Source organism: Micromonospora sp. CNB394, assembly GCF_000374985.1.
GTDB lineage: Bacteria > Actinomycetota > Actinomycetes > Mycobacteriales > Micromonosporaceae > Micromonospora > Micromonospora marina.
The window spans coordinates 109537-126403 of the sequence record NZ_KB895843.1 but is presented as its reverse complement, the minus strand read 5'-3'; the positions used below and the strand labels follow the sequence as shown (position 1 = coordinate 126403).

Here is a 16867-nt window from a genome sequence, read left to right as displayed (position 1 = left end):
CAAGCATCCCCGCTTCCACCTGCACTTCACCCCGACCAGCTCGTCCTGGCTGAACATGGTCGAGCGCTGGTTCGCCGAACTGACCGACAAGATGATCCGCCGTGGCGTGTTCCGCAGCGTCGACGACCTCGTCACCGCGATCGAGGAATACCTGCGCGTACACAACGACGACCCGAAACCCTTCGTCTGGACCGCCACCGCCGAATCGATCCTGGCCAAGGTCCGACGTGGACGAGTCGCCCTCCAAGAAGCGGCTAGTCAAAACTGAGACAGAACACTAGCTTCGGGCTGCGCGAACGACAACCGAGGTAGCGGAGGTTTCTCCATGTCCACCCGTCAGCTCGTGACGGCACTCGTCGCCGGCGCGGTCCTGGCCATGCCGGGCGTCGCCCACGCCGGCCCGGCCGACCGTCCCGGCGTACCGCCGCAGCGGACCTACTTCGATCTGCAGGCCCACCGCGGCGGCATCGGGATGACCACCGAGGAGACGCTCGCCGGGTTCGCGAAGGCGATGCGCCTCGGCGTCACCACGCTGGAACTGGACACCCAGGTCACCCGGGACGAGAAGGTGGTCGTCACGCACGACCGCCAGGTGAGCGCGCAGAAGTGCCGCGACACCGCCCCGGTGCGGCCCGGCGACCCGGCCTACCCGTACGTCGGCAAGTACGTCAAGGACCTCACGCTCGCGCAGATCAAGACCATGGACTGTGGCTACCAGCAGTTGCCCGGCTTCCCCGAGCAGGAGCAGATCGCCGGCGTCCGGATGGCCGAGCTGCGCGACGTGCTCGACCTGGTGAAGCGCTACCGCGCACACGGGATCACGCTCAACATCGAGACCAAGGTGGAGGCGGGCGCGCCGGAGCAGACCGCGCCGCGTGAGCTGTTCGTCAGGCGGGTCTTCGAGGAGATCCGGCGCTCGGGCATCGAGCGGCAGGTCACCATCCAGTCCTTCGACTGGGGTGCGCTGCGGGCGATGCACCGGCTCGCGCCGCGCTGGCCGCTCGTTGCGCTGACAAACTACGACTTCCTCCAGGTCGGCAAGCCGGGCGCGTCGCCGTGGCTGGGCGGGCTGGACGTGGACGACTTCGGTGGCGACTTCGTCCGGGCCGCCGCCGCGATCCCGGGCGTGACCACGCTGTCCCCGAACTACGGGTTCCCACAGAACGGCACGATCGCCGACCCGAGCTTCCGCTTCTACCCGGACCGCAAGATGATCGCTGACGCGCACGCGCGCGGGCTCAAGGTCATCCCGTGGACCTGCAACGACATGCCCACGGTGGCGGCGCTCATGGACATGGGCGTCGACGGGATCATCACCGACTACCCGAACCGGGTGCGGCAGCTCATGGCCGAACGCGGGATGCGGTTGCCGAAGGCGTACCGGGCGCGCTGAGCCGGTCGGCCGCGAGCGCCAGCCGCCAGCCCGTCAGGTACGACACGGGCGGCTCGCCGACCGACGCGGTGAAGCGCCGCGTCAGCGCCGCCCGGGACATCCCTACCTCGGCGGCGAGCGACGCCACCGTCCACGGCCGGGCCGGGTCGTGGTGCAGCATCCGCAGCGCGCGGCCGACCACCGGATCGGCGTACGCCCGGTACCAGGCAGGCGCGGCGGCACCGGGCCGGGCGAACCATTCCCGCAGCGCGGCGATGAGCAGCAGGTCGAGCAGGCGGTCCAGCACCGCCTCCTGGCCGGGGTCGTCCTTGACGATCTCGGCGGCCAGCAGCGGCACCAGGTGCGTACGCCCCAGCGTGTCATCGCGAACAGCTCGCGCCCGTCCGGCGTGGTGCGGCGCTGCCCCGGGTGAACGTGCCGTTGAACGACGCGCTCGTGGCGGCCGGCACGGCCGATCTCGCCGCGGCGCGGGAGCGCTCCGAGTCCGCCTGGTCACCTGGAACGTGGTCCGGACGCTGGCGAACACGGCCGCGTCGGCGCGCTGTGCTGGGCGCTGGTGATCACGGGCCGCGCGACCGGTTGCGTTGTTCCGCGCCGCGGACGCGGTCCGGCCGGCGGGTCCAGGCTTGTCGGCGGCGCCGTCCCAATGGCTGTGGTGGTGGCGGGCCGAATGCTGCGCCGAGCGGCACCATCGGCCCACCCTGCGCCGCGACCCCGCGCATCGATGACGGAGCGTGGCCGGATGGGTGCGCGCAGCGCCGGATCTGACGGTATGAGCCAAAGGTTATCTATCGGTATCGACGAATGGCGTTCTACGTTACCGCCATCTGTCGGGGCTCAGCGGCATCCGGAGGTACCCGCAGCTCCACAACCCGAAGGAGATCTGGATGAAACGAATCCTTGCCGGTGCGGCGACAGCCGTCCTGTTGCCAGCCGGGCTGGCCGCCATCGCCATCGCCGGGCCCGCCAACGCGAAGCCCACCGGCCCGGCCCCGGTCGCGCCATCCGGGGAGGCCGCCTCGCCCGAGATGCTCGCCGCCATGCAACGCGACCTGGGCCTGGCCCCCGCCGCCGCACGCGCCAGGATCGCCTCCGACGACGCCGCCAGCCGTACGGAACTGGCGTTGCGCAAGCGACTCGGCTCCACCTTCGCCGGTGCCTGGTTGACGCCGGACGCGAAGTCGCTGGTCGTAGCCGTCACCGACAGCGCCAAGGCGGCCGAGGTGACCGCCGCCGGCGCCACCCCCAAGCTGGTGAACCGCAGCGGCCGGAAGCTCGACGCGATCAAGGGCGGCCTCGACGCCGCTGCCGCGAAGGCGCCCCCGGCCTCGGTGTCCGGCTGGTACGTCGACGTCAAGTCCAACACCGTCGTGGTGCTGGCACGCGGCGGTACCGCCGCTGCCGGGTTGTTCGTCAAGGCCAGCGGCGTCGACGCCTCGGCGGTGCGGGTGGTCAGCACCACCGAACAGCCCCGGCTGCTCTACGACGTACGCGGCGGCGACGCCTACTACATCGGCGGTGGCCGGTGCTCGGTCGGCTTCTCCGTGAACGGCGGCTTCGTCACCGCCGGGCACTGCGGCAACACCGGTGCCGCGACGACCGGCTACAACCGCGCCGCCCAGGGCACCTTCCAGGGCTCCTCGTTCCCCGGCAACGACTACGCCTGGGTGGCGGTCAACTCCAACTGGACCCCGCAGCCGTGGGTCAACAACTACGCCGGCGGCAACGTGACCGTCGCCGGTTCCACCGTGGCCACGATCGGCTCGGCCATTTGCCGCTCCGGCTCGACCACCGGCTGGCGCTGCGGCACGGTGCAGGCATACAACCAGACCGTCAACTATGCGGAGGGCTCCGTCTCCGGCCTGACCCGCACCAACGCGTGCGCCGAGCCGGGTGACTCCGGCGGTTCCTGGCTCAGCGGCCAGCAGGCGCAGGGCGTGACCTCCGGCGGTTCCGGCAACTGCACCTCCGGCGGCACCACCTACTTCCAGCCGGTCAACGAGATTCTCTCCGCGTACGGCCGGACGCTGGTGACCAGCGGCGGCGGCAACCCGCCCCCGCCGACCGGCTGCACCGGTTACGAGTTCTCCGTTAGCGGGTCGCTGTCCAGCGGCGGGAACGCCTACCAGCCGAACGGCAGCTACTACTACTCCTCGCTCTCGGGCACCCACCGCGGCTGCCTCGACGGCCCGACCAGCACCGACTTCGACCTCTACCTGCAGAAGTGGAACGGTAGCGGCTGGAGTGTGGTGGCCCAGGGCGCGACCGCCGCGGCCGACGAGACCGTCCAGTACAGCGGCACGGCCGGCTACTACCGCTGGCGGGTGCACGCCTACAGCGGCTCCGGCAGCTACACCCTCGGCTACAGCAACCCCTGACAGCTCGACGGGACGCCCGCATCGCACTGCGCGATGCGGGCGTTCCGCTGTCGCAAGCCGAGGACGTACGCCGACCCGCGGCGCAGACCTCCGAGGACGGGTAGGCCGCCAGCCCCGACGGGCACAATGGCGTCATGACCGATCACGCCAGAACCGTGCGCGGCTTCACGGGGGTGTACCACGCCGACGGCGGCATTCGGGGCGAGCTGGCCTACGTCGTCGGGAAGCTGCTGGGCAGGACGCGCTGTGGACTGTGCGACGTCACCCACGGACCGGTGCGCCGCAAGCAGCAGTGGGACGACCTCGTGGCCCGTCTCGGCGTGTCCTTCCACCTGGTGCACCTCGACGAACGCGACTCAGCCGTCAGGGATGTCAGCCAGGGCGCCACCCCCTGTGTCATCGCCCACACCGACGCCGGTCCGATCCTCGTGCTGGACCCCGGTGAGGTCGACGCCGCGAAGGGCGATGTCGAGACGTTCGCCGAGCTGCTGCGGCACGCGCTCACGCAGCACGCGCTCGACCTGCCGGCACCGACTGCCTGAACGGGAATCCTCTCCGACAATGGCAGCGACTGTCGCCGGTACGCCCGGTCGGCAGCGCTCGCCACCGGCGCCACTGTGCTGGCACCCGAAGCCTGGTCGAGCGTTCTGCGAACACCTACCGAACCTGCTCGAAGTGGAACTCACGAATGAAACAGTCTCGTGGTTGGCCGACCGCGAAAAGCACGCAGTCGATGACCGATCGCGCGGTGAGGTCGCCGTTTACCTGTCGGGGCCCGTCCTGAACGAGGTCCGGCGGAAACAGTGAGATAACCCGGATCCCTTCTGGCCGGAGCCGGTGCGACAGGACCTCAGCGAGTCCGGCGTGGGCATGCTTAGCGGCGTAGAAGGCGGGATGTGCACCCGAGCGGCGGTGTCCCACCTCGCCACATGCGGAGATCATGTTGACGATGTCGGGCCGCGACGATGCCCGTAGCAGCGGGAGTAGATTTTTGGTCAACAACATGGTGCCGGTCCCGCCCGCAGCCATCACGCTTTCGATCTTGTCGTCCGGGACGTCTCCCAGGTCGTCACCTTCGATATATGGGGCACCATTGTTGATCAGCACATCAAGGTGCTCCGTCCGTTCGGCCACAGCAGCGGCGAACGCGCGCACCGACTCCGGTACGGCGAGGTCGCAGTGAAATGCATCAGCCCGACCTGGCCCCCGCTGGCTGATCGCATCCGCAACGTGCTCGGCCGCAGCCAGGTCGCGGGCCGAGAGGAAGATCTGTGCACCGCGCTCGGCGAAGGCTTCGGCCAGTAGTCGTCCGGTGTCACGTGCGGCACCGGTGATGGCGATGCGCAGGCCGTCATGATTCATGGCTGAAGTGAAGCATCTGCACCCTGGTTGAGGTCAGCGGGAACGTGCCAAGATCGGACATCCGCTCTTCGGCACGCCCGCGCCTGTCGCCGCCGTTCCTCCGTAACGCGCTGTGACGCCCGGACGGCGGCAGAAGCGGACGTTCACCGAAGGCGGCCCCGCAACCTGTGGGGATGGTGGCGGGGCCGCGCTCGGATGGGAGCTGCGTGGGCTCGATCTCGGTTTCAGTTGTCGTCGGCCGGGGTGAACGCTGCGGCGTGGTCGCGGCCGAAGTCGGCGATGTCGCGTGGGAGGTGGTTGAGAAAGTCGGCGATTGCATCGGTTGTGAAGTCTCCCCAGCCGGAGACATACGCCTGCGCGTGACCTACGACTGCTTTCGCAAGAGTTCGAACACGCTTGCGAAGCTGTCGGTGCCGTGTCCGTCGGTTACCCGCTGACCGAGGAGGGCTTGTAACGGCGCGTGTATGTCCGTGCTGACGCCGCGGCTCTGGCTGACATGGGCGAGTTTGGCGACCGCGACCTGGTTCATGGCGACCGGGGAGACACCGGTTGTGTAGTCGCGGGACTCGGCTTCGTCCGCCAGTTCGGACATGAACGCGATCATGCCGTGCAGCCACCGGGTGGCCAGCGGAAGGAACGCCGATGGTGCGACGTCGGCAGTGTCCAGTAGCGCCGCACCGTGCAGGAAGCCGGTCAGGGCCGCGTAGCCGCTGCTGAGCAGCGCCAGGTCCCACAGCTCTGCCGCTGCGGCGTCAGTGCCGAGGTAGTAGCTGGTTGCCAGGACGTCCAGCACGTCGCGGTGCGTCTCGAACGCTGCGGCGGACCCGCTGTAGAGGAAGAACGCGTCGGGTGTTGCCACGGTCTGCGGTACGGCCATCATCGCGCCGTCGAGATAGTCGGCGCCGTGCCCGGCGGCCCAGGCGGCCACAGCCTGCGCCTCGTCCGGTGTACCGGTGGTGAGGTTGACGAGGGTGCGGCCCCGTATCTCGGCCACGCTGCCGTCGAGTACTTCGTGTACACCCTCGTAGTCGCCCACACAGACGATCACGAGTGGGCTTGCCGCGATGGCGTCGCTAGCGGTGTCGGCACGGAGGGCGCCCTTGCCGACGAGGGTGTCAGCCTTCCCCGTGGTGCGGTTCCAGACAGTGGCCTGGTACCCGGCGGACAGGAGCGCCTCCGCCAACGCTCGACCCATCTGACCGAGACCGAGAACAGTGACGTGGGACCGGTCGCCGTGAGTTGCTTGCTGAGCTGCCATACCGGCTAACGTAGACATTCACGTTGACGTGAGAGTCCACCCGCGGTGGGGGAGGTCACATGCGCATCGGCGAACTCGCCCGGCGGACCGGAATCAGCGAACGGGCGCTGCGCTACTACGAGGAACAACAGCTCCTACGACCGGCACGGCGCCGCAGCGGGTACCGCGAGTACGCGGAGGGCGACGTCCGGACGGTGCGAAACATCCGTACGCTGCTGGCCGCGGGCCTGAGCACCTACACAATCGCCGAGGTGCTCCCCTGCATGACCGACGACGGTGACGCGCTGGTGCCCGCATGCCCCGAGCTGGCCACTGTGCTGAGCCAGGACCGGGACCGCCTCACCACGGCCATCGACGACCTGCTCGCCGCCCGCGACATCCTGGACACCATCATTGCTGCAGGCCGCTCCGAAACAGCCCAGCCTGCCAGCGATCCGGCCCTGACAGCGGCACCCGCGGGCTGACCGATCCAGGCCCGCAATTCGCCGGTGCTGCCGACGGTACCCGGGGCCGGTGACCTTCGGCTGCGCGCCACCATCGGCCTTGCGATCAACAGGCAAACGTACCGCTCATCAAAGTCCGCCCGGACGGTGATGGGCGCCCGCCCGCCGGCACGCTCTGTCAGCGGCATGAGAGCGCCTGCGTGGCATGATCACGTCATCGGGTGAGTCCGTGCTGAGAAATTCGCTCGAAGTCCGCCGTGTACCGCATCGTCGCCTCTCGGGGATTCGGCACCAGGCTGACCGGCCTGCAGAGCGGACGTGAGAAACGGTGAGACGCCGGGCCGGAAACAAATCAGCGGCCCGGTCGATGATCGCTCGACCAGGCCGTTGACCTGCAATTTCAAGGGTGGAGCCGAGGGGACTCGAACCCCTGACCCCCACACTGCCAGTGTGGTGCGCTACCAGCTGCGCCACGGCCCCTTGCGGTCGTCCCGGTCGCCCGGGCACGGAGAGAACTATACACACGCCGCCCGGCATGGTCATCTCGCGGGGGTCACCCCGCACCCGCCTCAGTTCAGCGCCACGTCCGGCGGGAAGTGGGCCACCGCGGCCATCATGCCGCCCTGCCGGCGCAGCACCATCGGCCAGAGATCATCCGGCCGGTCGACGAAGGCGTCACCGGGCAGCGCGTCGAACACGAACCAGGAGCCCTCCTCGATCTCGCGCTCCACCTGCCCGGCGCCCCAGCCGGAGTAGCCGGCGAACACCCGGATCCCGCCGACGGCCTCACGCAGCTTCTCCGGGTCGACCGAGAGGTCGATGGTGCCGACCGCGCCGGAGACGCGGTGGAAGCCCTTGACCGGGCGGACGGGGTGCCGCATGCGGGCCAGGCAGATGGCCGAGTCGGGCTGCACCGGGCCGCCCTCGAACAGCACCGCCGGGTCGCCGGCCAGGTCGCTCCAGTCGCCGAGCACGTCGGCCACCGAGACCTCGGTGGCCCGGTTCAGCACCACCCCGAGGGCGCCGCCGGGTTCGTGGGCGACGAGCAGCACGACCGTACGGTCGAAGTTCGGGTCCTTGAGCCCCGGTGTCGCGACCAGCAGTCGTCCGGTCATCGACTCCATGGCTCGGCCACCGATCGCCTGCCCCTCACCCTGCATGTCCGACACCCGTCAGCCGTGTGCCCGTACGGGCCCGAGGCCGTCGACCGTCCACCCTGTCAACGCCATGTCACGCACCATAGCCTGCGCCCGGCCCGCTGGTTAAGGTCTGACGGCGGGTGATCGCGACGGGATCGAGGGAGGGCCGGATGGCGGTGCGGGCCGAACTGGCGGTGATCGGCGGGTCGGGGCTGTACGCCCTGCTCGACGGGGTGGAGCACGTGGTGGACACCCCGTACGGCGAGCCGTCCGGCCCGATCACGGTCGCCGAGGTGGGCGGCCGCCGGGTGGCGTTCCTGCCCCGGCACGGGCGCGACCACCGGTATCCCCCGCACCTGATCCCGTACCGGGCGAACCTGTGGGCGTTGCGGTCGCTGGGCGTACGTCAGGTGCTGGCGCCCTGCGCGGTGGGCGGCCTGCGGCCGGAGCTGGGTCCGGGCACGTTCGTGGTGCCGGACCAGTTGATCGACCGCACCAGCGGGCGTACGCAGACCTACTACGACCGGGGCGCGGTGCACGTGTCGTTCGCCGACCCGTACTGCCCGGCCGGGCGGCGCACCCTGCTGGACACGGCGGCCGGGCGGGGCGTGCCGGCGGTGGACGGCGGGACCGTCGTCGTGGTCGAGGGCCCGCGGTTCTCGACCCGGGCGGAGTCGCGCTGGTTCACCTCGATGGGCGGCACGATCGTCAACATGACCGGCCACCCGGAGGCGGTGCTGGCCCGCGAGCTGGCGCTCTGCTACACGTCCATCGCGCTGGTGACGGACCTGGACGCGGGCGTCGAGGCGGGCGAGTCGGTCACCCACGAGGAGGTGTTCCGGGTCTTCGCGGAGAACACCGACCGGCTGCGCGGGCTGCTCCTGGACGCCGTCGCGGCGCTGCCGGCCGAGCGGGAGTGCCCGTGCGGGAGCGCGCTGGACGGGATCAAGCTGCCGTTCCCGCTGCCCTGAGCGCGGGAAGCGCCCGAAAAGTCATCCTCCGCCCGATAGATTCGGCTGGTCGGGGGGACAGGGCACCGGGCCGGCTTCGGCATCCCCACGCGAGGACGGAGGCAGCCGGCGATGGCGACGGTGCGCGAGGCGACCTACGACCTGCTGCGCGCGCTCGGCCTGACCACCGTCTTCGGCAATCCCGGCTCGACCGAGGAGCCGTTCCTGGCCGAATTCCCGGCGGACTTCCACTACGTGCACGCGCTCCAGGAGGCGTCCGCGGTCGCGATGGCCGACGGCTACGCCCAGGGCACCGGCCGGCCTGCGCACGTCAACCTGCACACCGCGCCGGGCACCGGCAACGGCATGGGCAACCTGGTCACCGCCTGGCACAACCGGACCCCACTCGTCGTCAGCGCCGGCCAGCAGACCCGCGAGATGCTGCTGATCGAGCCGCGCCTGGCCAGCCCCCGGGCGGTCGAGCTGGCCCAGCCGTACGTGAAGTGGGCCCACGAACCGGCCCGCGCGCAGGACATCCCGGCGGCCTTCATGCGGGCGTACGCCTCGGCGGTGCAACCACCCGCCGGGCCGGTCTTCCTCTCCCTGCCGATGGACGACTGGGACCGTCCGGCCGACCCGCCGCCGCAGGTGCGAACCGTCGCCACCCGGATCGCCCCGGACCCGGACCGGCTGCGGAGCTTCGCCGGGGCGCTGGCCGCCGCCCACTCCCCCGCGCTGGTGCTCGGCGCCGCGGTGGACCGGTCGGACGCCTGGCCGGACGCGGTGGCGCTGGCCGAGCACCTGGCCGCCCCGGTCTGGGCCGCCCCGGCGCCGGAGCGGGCCGTGTTCCCGGAGCGCCACCCGCACTTCCGGGGCGTGCTGCCGTACGCGATCGGGCCGCTGTCGGAGGCGCTGCGCGGCCACGACGTGGTGCTGGTGGTGGGCGCGCCGGTGTTCCGCTACTACCCGCACGTGCCGGGTGACTACCTGCCCGGCGACGCGCGGCTGCTGCACGTCACCGACGATCCGGACGAGGCGGCCCGCGCCCCGGTCGGGGAGAGCCTACTCGGCGACGCCGGGCTGACCATGGCCGCGCTGCGGGAACTGCTGCCGGCGACCGACCGGCCGGCGCCGTCGGCGCGCCCGCAGCCGGCCCCACCGGAGGCGGCCGACCCGCCGAGCGCCGACGCGTTGTTCGCCGCGCTCGCAGCCGCGTGGCCGGCGGACGGGGTGCTGGTGCAGGAGTCGCCGTCCAACCTGGCCGCGCTGCGCCGCCGGTTGCCGATCGAGCGGCCGCGCTCGTACCTGACGATGGCCAGCGGCGGTCTCGGATTCGGGCTGCCGGCGGCGGTCGGCATGGCCCTCGCCGAACGCGACACCGGCCGTGGCCGCCCGGTGGTCGCGGTGGTCGGCGACGGCTCGTTCCACTACTCGGTCCAGGCGCTGTGGACGGCGGCGCGGCTGCGGCTGCCGCTCGCCGTCGTGGTCCCGGTCAATCAGCAGTACGCGATCCTCAAGGCGTTCGCCGAGCTGAAGCACACCCCGGGCGTGCCCGCACTGGACCTGCCCGGGTTGGACGTGACGGCGGTGGCGCACGGCTACGGCTGCGCCGGTGCGGCGACCACGCTGGACGGGCTCGCTGCGGCGCTGACCGACGCGCTCGCCACGGATCGGCCGACGGTGCTGCCGGTGCCGATCAGCACCGACGTGCCACGGATCCTGTGACGCTCAGCCGGGCCGTACGGTCAGCGGGGCACCGCTGCCGGCGTCGAGCACCACGCGCCCGCCCACCGGCGCGGCGAGCGTGACGCTGACCGGCTTCAGCACGAGCTGCGCGGTGCAGTGGCCGGTCGGCGAGACCACCGCACCGCCGATCACCACCACGTCCGGCCGTTCCAGCACCATCGGCGTGGGCGGGCCGTCGCAGGCGCCGACCCCGAGCAGGTAGTCGATGCGGTTGCCCTCGACCGCCCGCAACTGCTGGGCGGACACCAGGCCCGCCGGTAGCGGCCTGCCGGGCACCACGCCGTCGGGCACCCGGCCGGTCACGCGCGGCGCCACAGCGACCCGCGCCACGGGTACGGCCAGCTCGTCCACCGTGAACAGCCAGGCGGGCACCTCGGCGCGGCCCCGGCTGGTCCACACCGGTGCGCTGCCCAGCCGTACCTCGGTCACGGTGAGCGGGACGCACGGGGTCGGCACCGAGGTCGACACCGAGTCGTCCGGGCCGGGCGACCCGGTCGGTGCCGGGTCCGGTGCGGCCGGGCGTCCGTCGCACGGCGGCGGATCGCCCTGGTCGAGTCGGGCGTACGCGTCGGCGGCGCTGACCAGCGGCACCCGCAGCGTGCCGTCGGGGAACCGGATCGTGCCGTCGGGCGGCACGTCTGCCGGCATCGGGATCTGGTCCCGGTACCAGCCGGCGCCGAACGCGGTCTTCGTCTCCGCGGTGAAGCCCGGGTCGCCGGTGAGCACAGTGGCGTCCTGGAGCGGCACGTACCCGTCGTGCCAGCCCGGTCCGGGCCGCCAGCCCGCCGCGACTTCCTCGGCCCGCTCGGTGAACACGGGCCGCTGGTCCGGGCCGGCAGGCGGTGTGCCCCCCGGGCCGGCACCGGGCGTGGCGCAGGCGGAGAGGGCCAGCAGGGGGATCCCGAGCAGGGCGAGCACGCGACGCATACGGCATTGGACGCGTACCCGTCCCGGCTGGTTCCCGGGCTCAGTCCTCGCCGCCGAGGTCGGTCTGATACGCCTCCCAGACCAGGTCGGCACCGTGACGCCGGTGCCGGTCGAGCGCCCGCAGCAGGTCGCGGGTGCGCGCCCGCACCTCGGCGGCGGACACCCCTGGCAGGCGCACGGCGTGCTGGAGCGCTGCGAGCGCCGCGCTGATCTCGGCGTGCTCGCCGACGAGCAGACGTACGCCCCGGTCCAGCCGGGGCGCGGCGCGCACCAGGTCGGCGTAGTGCCCACCCGCGCCCTCGGTGACGCGGACGTGTTCGGTGAAGCCCCGCCGGACGGGGTCCAGGTCGGTGAGAAGTCGCTGCCGCCAGCGCGGCCCGGCGGCGGCCAGCGCCCGCCCGAGGGCGCGCAGATCACCGGGGGCGCTCGGGAGCACGGCGGCCGGCTGCTGGAGAGGACTGGTGGCCATGGGACACCTCCCGCTGCTGGGTGCGAACCCGTATGGCGATGGTGGACCCGGTTCGAGGGCCTGTCCAGCGGTCGGCGCCGCCTCATCTGTCCCGTCCGTGTCAGCGGCCCCACGAGATGACACGGACCCCGGAGACGACTGTGCGCCCCGGTCCGGGTGGACCGGGGCGCACAGGCCGTGTCGTGGAGGTGCCGGGAATCGAACCCGGGTCCTTCGCCGGTTTGTCAGGGCTTCTCCGAGCGCAGCTCGCTATGCCTCTACTCGGCCCCACCGCTCACGCGAGCAAGTTGGTGTGACGGGCCCAGTCGCTGATTGATCTCGCCGCACGGACCCCGCGACCGGGTCCGGTTGGCCAGCCTTCTAGCTGATGCCGGCAAACTGGGTCGAAGGCACTCCCAGGCCGACAGACTTGCTACTCGCCTCAGGCGGCGAGAGCGAAGTCAGCGCGATTGTTCTTGGCGCTTATTGGTTTCCGACGACCGATTCTCGAGACGACGTCGGCTTCCTCGGCTCGCTTCCCCTGTCGCTGCGTACGAAGTCGAAACCAGTCACCCCCTCGTGGCGCTGCCCCTGTCGGCAGCACACCAAGCCTAACGCCTGGCGCAACCGGATTCATCCCGAGGCCCGCCCGACGCGGGCCACCGGACGAACCGGACGTATCACTCAGCCATGCCCTTGCCGCGCCGGCCCACCGCCCGGGCGATCTCCCGGTCGGCGTCCCGCTTGGCCAGGTCCTGGCGCTTGTCGTACGACTTCTTGCCCCGGGCCAGGCCGATCTCCACCTTGGCCCAGCCGTCGGAGAAGTAGACCTGCAGCGGCACCAGCGTCAGGCCGCTCTCCTTGAGCTTGCCCAGCAGCCGGTCGATCTCCAGCCGGTTGAGCAGCAGCTTGCGGGTGCGCCGGGGCTCGTGGTTGGTCCAGGTGCCCTGGGCGTACTCCGGGATGTGCATGGCGTGCAGGTAGATCTCGCCGTCGCGCTCCTGGGCGAACGCGTCCACGAGCGACGCCCGCCCGGCCCGCAGCGACTTGACCTCGGTGCCGGTGAGCGCCATACCCGCCTCGTACGTGTCGAGGATGGCGTAGTCGTGGCGCGCCTTCTTGTTGGAGGCGACCACCTTGCGACCTTTTTCCCGTGGCATCGGCGCCACCCCCTTCCTGATCGACTCGCCGGCCACCGACCGGCGAGCGGAGATCATGCTACCGGAACCACAAGGACCCTCCCGCGCCGTTTGTTCCGGCGCGGGAGGGCCCTCGGTGAGCCGTAGGAGGTGACTAGACCCGCAGGTAGAAGCGGAGCGTGACCCAGGCGGTGACCGCGCTGACCACGCCACCGACGGCGGCCATCAGCGGGAAGGTCAGGAAGATGTCGGTCCAGGAGATCGGGGTGATCAGACCCTCCAGGGCAGCCATCGAACTGCCGGCCGCGAGCACCTTCACCGCGACCAACGCGAGCAGGCCCAGGATGGAGCCGAACAGACCGGCCACCACCGCCTCCAGCACGAACGGCGCCTGGATGAACCAGTTCGACGCGCCGACGAGCTTCATGACCGCCACCTCACGCCGCTTGCTGTACGCGGCGACCTGGATGGTGTTCGCGACGAGCAGCAGGGCGGCGACGGCCATCACGATCGCGATCGCGAGTGCGCCGTTCTGGAAGCCGCTGAGCACCCCGAAGACCTTGTCGAGCAGCTTGCTCTGGTCGACGATCGTGTCGATGCCCTCGGTGGCCTTGTACTTGTCGTAGATGGCCTTGTACTGCTCCGGGTCGTTCAGCTTGACCCGGTACGACTCGGGAAGCTGGTCCGGCTTGACGGCGCTGACCAGGTCCGGGGCGTCGGCGTACATCTGCTGGAAGCGCTCGTACGCCTGCTCCTTGTTGACGTACGTCGAGTCCCTGACCAGCGGGTCCTGCTCGAGCTGCTGGCCCAGCGCGTCGACCTGCTCCTCGGTGGCATCGGTCTTGAGGAAGATCGAGACCTCGACGTTCTCGTAGTAGAGGTCCTTCATGTCGCCGACCTTCTGGTAGAGAAGGCCGCTGCCGCCCAGCATGAACAGCGACACCGCCATTGTGATGATCATGGCGATGGTCATGGTGACGTTGCGCCACAGCCCGACCAGTACTTCGGACAGGACGTACTTCATCCGCATCGGGATATTCCTCCGGCTCTCCGGCGTGAGGTTTCGTCGTCAGGGTCTACGGAACGTCGTCCGGCTCAGCCGTAGACGCCGCGGGCCTGGTCGCGCACGATGCGGCCGCTCTCGATCTCGATGACCCGGCGCCGCATCTGGTTCACGATGTTGGAGTCGTGCGTGACCATCACGACGGTCGTACCGGTGCGGTTGATCCGGTCCAGCAGGCGCATGATCTCGATCGAGGTGTCCGGGTCCAGGTTTCCGGTCGGCTCGTCGGCCAGCAGAATCAGCGGCCGGTTGACGAACGCCCGGGCCACCGCGACACGCTGCTGCTCACCACCGGAGAGCTCGTGCGGGTAGCGGTGCTCCTTGCCGCCGAGACCGACCAGCTCCAGCACCTCCGGCACGACCCGGCGGGCGACCGCCTTCGTCTTGCCGATCACCTCAAGTGCGAACGCCACGTTCTCGTACGCGGTGCGGTTCGGCAGCAACCGGAAGTCCTGGAAGACGCAGCCGATGGAACGCCGGAAGTGGGGCCGCTTCCAGGAACGCATCGAGGTGACGTCCTTGCCGTTGACGACGACCCGGCCCTTGTTGGGCGTGACCTCGTGCAGCAGCAACTTGATGATGGTGGACTTGCCGGAGCCGGATGGACCGATGAAGAAGACGAACTCGCCCTTCTCGATCGAGACGGACACGTTGTCGAGCGAAGGCCGGGACGCCTTCGGGTACGTCTTCGTCACTTGCTCAAGCTGAATCACGGGTCGGTAGTCTACGCGGTGTAACTGCTGAGCCAAGCCCCACGCCCCGCCCAAGCGGTGCGCGTCATCGATTTACCCGGTCAACACGAGATCGATGACGCGTTGCGTCCGGCCGTGATCACGCACCGTCAGCGGTGAGCTGCTGCTGCTGCTTCCGCCAGCGGATTCCCGCCTCGATGAAGCTGTCCAGTTCGCCGTCGAAGACCGAGGACGGATTGCCCGTCTCCTGTTCGGTACGCAGATCCTTCACCATCTGATACGGGTGCAGGACGTACGAGCGCATCTGGTCGCCCCACGAGCCGGCGGCGTCGGTCTTCAGGCCCGCCATCTTGGCCTGCTCCTCCTGCCGCTTACGCTCCAGCAGCCGGGCCTGGAGCACCCGCAGCGCGGACGCCTTGTTCTGCAGCTGGGACTTCTCGTTCTGGCAGGTCACCACGATGCCGGTGGGGATGTGGGTGATCCGGACCGCCGAGTCGGTCGTGTTGACGCTCTGCCCGCCCGGGCCGGAGGACCGGTAGACGTCGATCCGCATCTCGTTCTCGGGGATGTCGATGTGGTCGGTCTGCTCCACCACCGGCAGCACCTCGACGCCGGCGAAGCTGGTCTGCCGGCGGCCCTGGTTGTCGAACGGGCTGATCCGCACCAGCCGGTGCGTGCCGGACTCCACGCTGAGCGTGCCGTAGGCGTAGGGCACCTTCACCGTGAAGGTGGCCGACTTCAGGCCCGCCTCCTCGGCGTACGAGGTCTCGTAGACCTCGGTCGGGTAGCCGTGCCGCTCGGCCCAGCGCAGGTACATCCGCAGCAGCATCTCGGCGAAGTCGGCGGCGTCGACGCCACCGGCGCCGGCCCGGATCGCGACGAGTGCCTCCCGCGAGTCGTACTCGCCGGAGAGCAGCGTGCGGACCTCCATCTCCTGGATGGCCTTGGTCAGCCCGGTGATCTCGGTCTCGACCTCGGTCAGCGCGCCCGGGTCGTCCTCGGCCTGGGCCAGCTCCAGCAGCACGCCGGCGTCGTCGAGCCGGGAGCGCAGGTCACCGAGCTTGGTGATCTCGCCGTTGACGTACGACAGCTGCGACGTCACCTGCTGCGCCTTGGCCTGGTCGTCCCAGAGGTCGGGCGCGGAGGCCTCCTGCTCCAGCCGGGCCTTCTGCTCGCGCAGCTTGTCGAGGTCGAGCACAGCCTCGATGTTGCGCAGCGTGGCGTCGAGGTCCTTGAGCTGTTCGGCGTAATCGGCAGCGGTCACGACAGACAAGACTACCGGCGCGTGCGAGGAGTGAGCTTGCGAGCCCCGCAGTCACGCGCGAAAAGACTGCTGCCTGGGTCCGTCAACCTGTTGCAGGTGGTCAGCCGACGGGCGCGGTCTTGAGCCAGGACAGCGCCGCCTTGTGGTAGGCGACGGCGAACTCCAGCGCGCTGGCGTCGTAGCTGTCGCCCTCCTTCTTGGCGTTCTTGACCTGCTCCCGCACCGCCGCCAGCGCCTCGGTGTGGTACTCGTTCGCCGAGGCGTACAGGTTCTTGAGCTGGCTCGCCGAGTGCAGGTTGCCGAACGCGATCCGTAGCGCTATCGGGTTACGGATGGTGTCCTTGCCGGGATTCTCCGCCAGCCAGCGGGAGAATGTCCGTTTCCCGGCCGCCGTCAGCGCGTACGGCTGGCTCATCCGCGGCCCGGGCTTGCCGAGTCGCACCAGACCCTTCTCGGCCAGGACCGGCAGCTCCCGGTAGACCTGACTGCGGGTCATCGACCAGTACGGCGCCAGCCGGCGCTCGGCGGCGGCCATCAACTGGCCGCCAGTCATCGGGCCGTCGTGCAGCAGGCCGAGCAGAGCTGCTGCCGTCGGGTTGACTCCGGAATCCGCCATGCCCTCTAAGCTGCCACTTTGTCGGCTCTGGCGTCCAGGATTTGCTCAT

17 protein-coding genes, 1 tRNA gene, 1 other RNA gene and 1 pseudogene are annotated in these 16867 nt (G+C 70.4%); 7 read left to right on the top strand and 13 right to left on the bottom strand.

Annotated features, from left to right (window positions below):
• Both C569_RS0120345 and C569_RS0120340 read left to right on the top strand, forming a co-directional pair.
• Positions 1–268, top strand: a 268-nt coding sequence (locus tag C569_RS0120345) for a transposase (RefSeq protein WP_018786881.1), incomplete at its 5' end; no start/stop codon positions are given.
• A gap of 57 nt (positions 269–325) precedes the next feature.
• Positions 326–1393 carry a glycerophosphodiester phosphodiesterase family protein gene (locus tag C569_RS0120340; RefSeq protein ID WP_018787615.1) on the top strand — a complete coding sequence of 356 codons (1068 nt, stop codon included), beginning with the start codon at positions 326–328 and terminating at the stop codon, positions 1391–1393.
• Here C569_RS0120340 and C569_RS30620 read toward each other — a convergent pair.
• A pseudogene (locus tag C569_RS30620) lies at positions 1353–1816 on the bottom strand (cupin domain-containing protein); the annotation flags it as partial. The gene C569_RS0120340 and the pseudogene C569_RS30620 sit on opposite strands and share 41 nt — an antisense overlap.
• A gap of 464 nt (positions 1817–2280) precedes the next feature.
• Here C569_RS30620 and C569_RS0120330 point away from each other — a divergent pair.
• Positions 2281–3771: a S1 family peptidase gene (locus tag C569_RS0120330; protein ID WP_026268422.1), complete on the top strand. Its 1491-nt coding sequence runs from the start codon at positions 2281–2283 to the stop codon at positions 3769–3771.
• A gap of 134 nt (positions 3772–3905) precedes the next feature.
• The gene (locus tag C569_RS30615; protein WP_018787611.1) at positions 3906–4313 is read left to right on the top strand and encodes a hypothetical protein; all 408 of its coding nucleotides are present in this window, start codon (positions 3906–3908) and stop codon (positions 4311–4313) included.
• Positions 4314–4428: 115 nt separating this feature from the next.
• On the opposite strand, the gene C569_RS0120320 is transcribed toward C569_RS30615, so the two are convergent.
• Both C569_RS0120320 and C569_RS0120315 read right to left on the bottom strand, forming a co-directional pair.
• Positions 4429–5133 carry an SDR family oxidoreductase gene (locus C569_RS0120320; protein WP_018787610.1) on the bottom strand — a complete coding sequence of 235 codons (705 nt, stop codon included), beginning with the start codon at positions 5131–5133 and terminating at the stop codon, positions 4429–4431.
• A gap of 364 nt (positions 5134–5497) precedes the next feature.
• Positions 5498–6391: an NAD(P)-dependent oxidoreductase gene (locus C569_RS0120315; RefSeq protein WP_026268421.1), complete on the bottom strand. Its 894-nt coding sequence runs from the start codon at positions 6389–6391 to the stop codon at positions 5498–5500.
• A 59-nt stretch (positions 6392–6450) separates the two neighbouring features.
• Between C569_RS0120315 and C569_RS0120310 the strand changes: the two genes are divergently transcribed.
• On the top strand, positions 6451–6855 hold the full coding sequence (locus C569_RS0120310; RefSeq protein ID WP_018787608.1) for a MerR family transcriptional regulator: 405 nt from the start codon (positions 6451–6453) through the stop codon (positions 6853–6855).
• Positions 6856–7241: 386 nt separating this feature from the next.
• Here C569_RS0120310 and C569_RS0120305 read toward each other — a convergent pair.
• Positions 7242–7314 (bottom strand) — tRNA-Ala (locus C569_RS0120305).
• A gap of 89 nt (positions 7315–7403) precedes the next feature.
• Positions 7404–7994, bottom strand: a complete 591-nt coding sequence (locus C569_RS0120300; protein WP_018787607.1) for a YqgE/AlgH family protein — start codon at positions 7992–7994, stop codon at positions 7404–7406.
• Positions 7995–8143: 149 nt separating this feature from the next.
• On the opposite strand from C569_RS0120300, the gene C569_RS0120295 reads away from it, so the two are divergent.
• Both C569_RS0120295 and mdlC read left to right on the top strand, forming a co-directional pair.
• Positions 8144–8944, top strand: coding sequence for an S-methyl-5'-thioadenosine phosphorylase (locus C569_RS0120295; protein WP_018787606.1), 801 nt, complete (start codon positions 8144–8146; stop codon positions 8942–8944).
• Positions 8945–9055: 111 nt separating this feature from the next.
• Positions 9056–10648, top strand: coding sequence for a benzoylformate decarboxylase (gene mdlC, locus C569_RS0120290; RefSeq protein ID WP_018787605.1), 1593 nt, complete (start codon positions 9056–9058; stop codon positions 10646–10648).
• 3 nt (positions 10649–10651) lie between these two features.
• On the opposite strand, the gene C569_RS0120285 is transcribed toward mdlC, so the two are convergent.
• The 8 genes from C569_RS0120285 to C569_RS0120255 form a co-directional block, all read right to left on the bottom strand.
• Positions 10652–11596: a hypothetical protein gene (locus C569_RS0120285; RefSeq protein WP_018787604.1), complete on the bottom strand. Its 945-nt coding sequence runs from the start codon at positions 11594–11596 to the stop codon at positions 10652–10654.
• A 40-nt stretch (positions 11597–11636) separates the two neighbouring features.
• Positions 11637–12065: a hypothetical protein gene (locus C569_RS0120280; protein ID WP_018787603.1), complete on the bottom strand. Its 429-nt coding sequence runs from the start codon at positions 12063–12065 to the stop codon at positions 11637–11639.
• A 180-nt stretch (positions 12066–12245) separates the two neighbouring features.
• Positions 12246–12621: a transfer-messenger RNA gene (ssrA, locus tag C569_RS32480) on the bottom strand.
• Between the two features lie 103 nt (positions 12622–12724).
• Positions 12725–13204 (bottom strand): SsrA-binding protein SmpB, encoded by a 480-nt coding sequence (gene smpB / locus C569_RS0120275; protein ID WP_013284227.1) that lies wholly within the window; start codon positions 13202–13204, stop codon positions 12725–12727.
• 133 nt (positions 13205–13337) lie between these two features.
• Complete coding sequence (gene ftsX / locus C569_RS0120270; RefSeq protein WP_018787601.1) at positions 13338–14213, bottom strand: permease-like cell division protein FtsX; 876 nt, start codon at positions 14211–14213, stop codon at positions 13338–13340.
• A gap of 65 nt (positions 14214–14278) precedes the next feature.
• On the bottom strand, positions 14279–14959 hold the full coding sequence (ftsE, locus tag C569_RS0120265) for a cell division ATP-binding protein FtsE (protein ID WP_013284225.1): 681 nt from the start codon (positions 14957–14959) through the stop codon (positions 14279–14281).
• Positions 14960–15077: 118 nt separating this feature from the next.
• Entirely contained in the window at positions 15078–16202 is a 1125-nt protein-coding gene (gene prfB, locus C569_RS0120260) for a peptide chain release factor 2 (protein WP_018787599.1), read from the bottom strand.
• A gap of 100 nt (positions 16203–16302) precedes the next feature.
• Positions 16303–16818, bottom strand: coding sequence for a PadR family transcriptional regulator (locus C569_RS0120255; protein WP_018787598.1), 516 nt, complete (start codon positions 16816–16818; stop codon positions 16303–16305).
• Between the last annotated feature and the right edge of the window lie 49 nt (positions 16819–16867).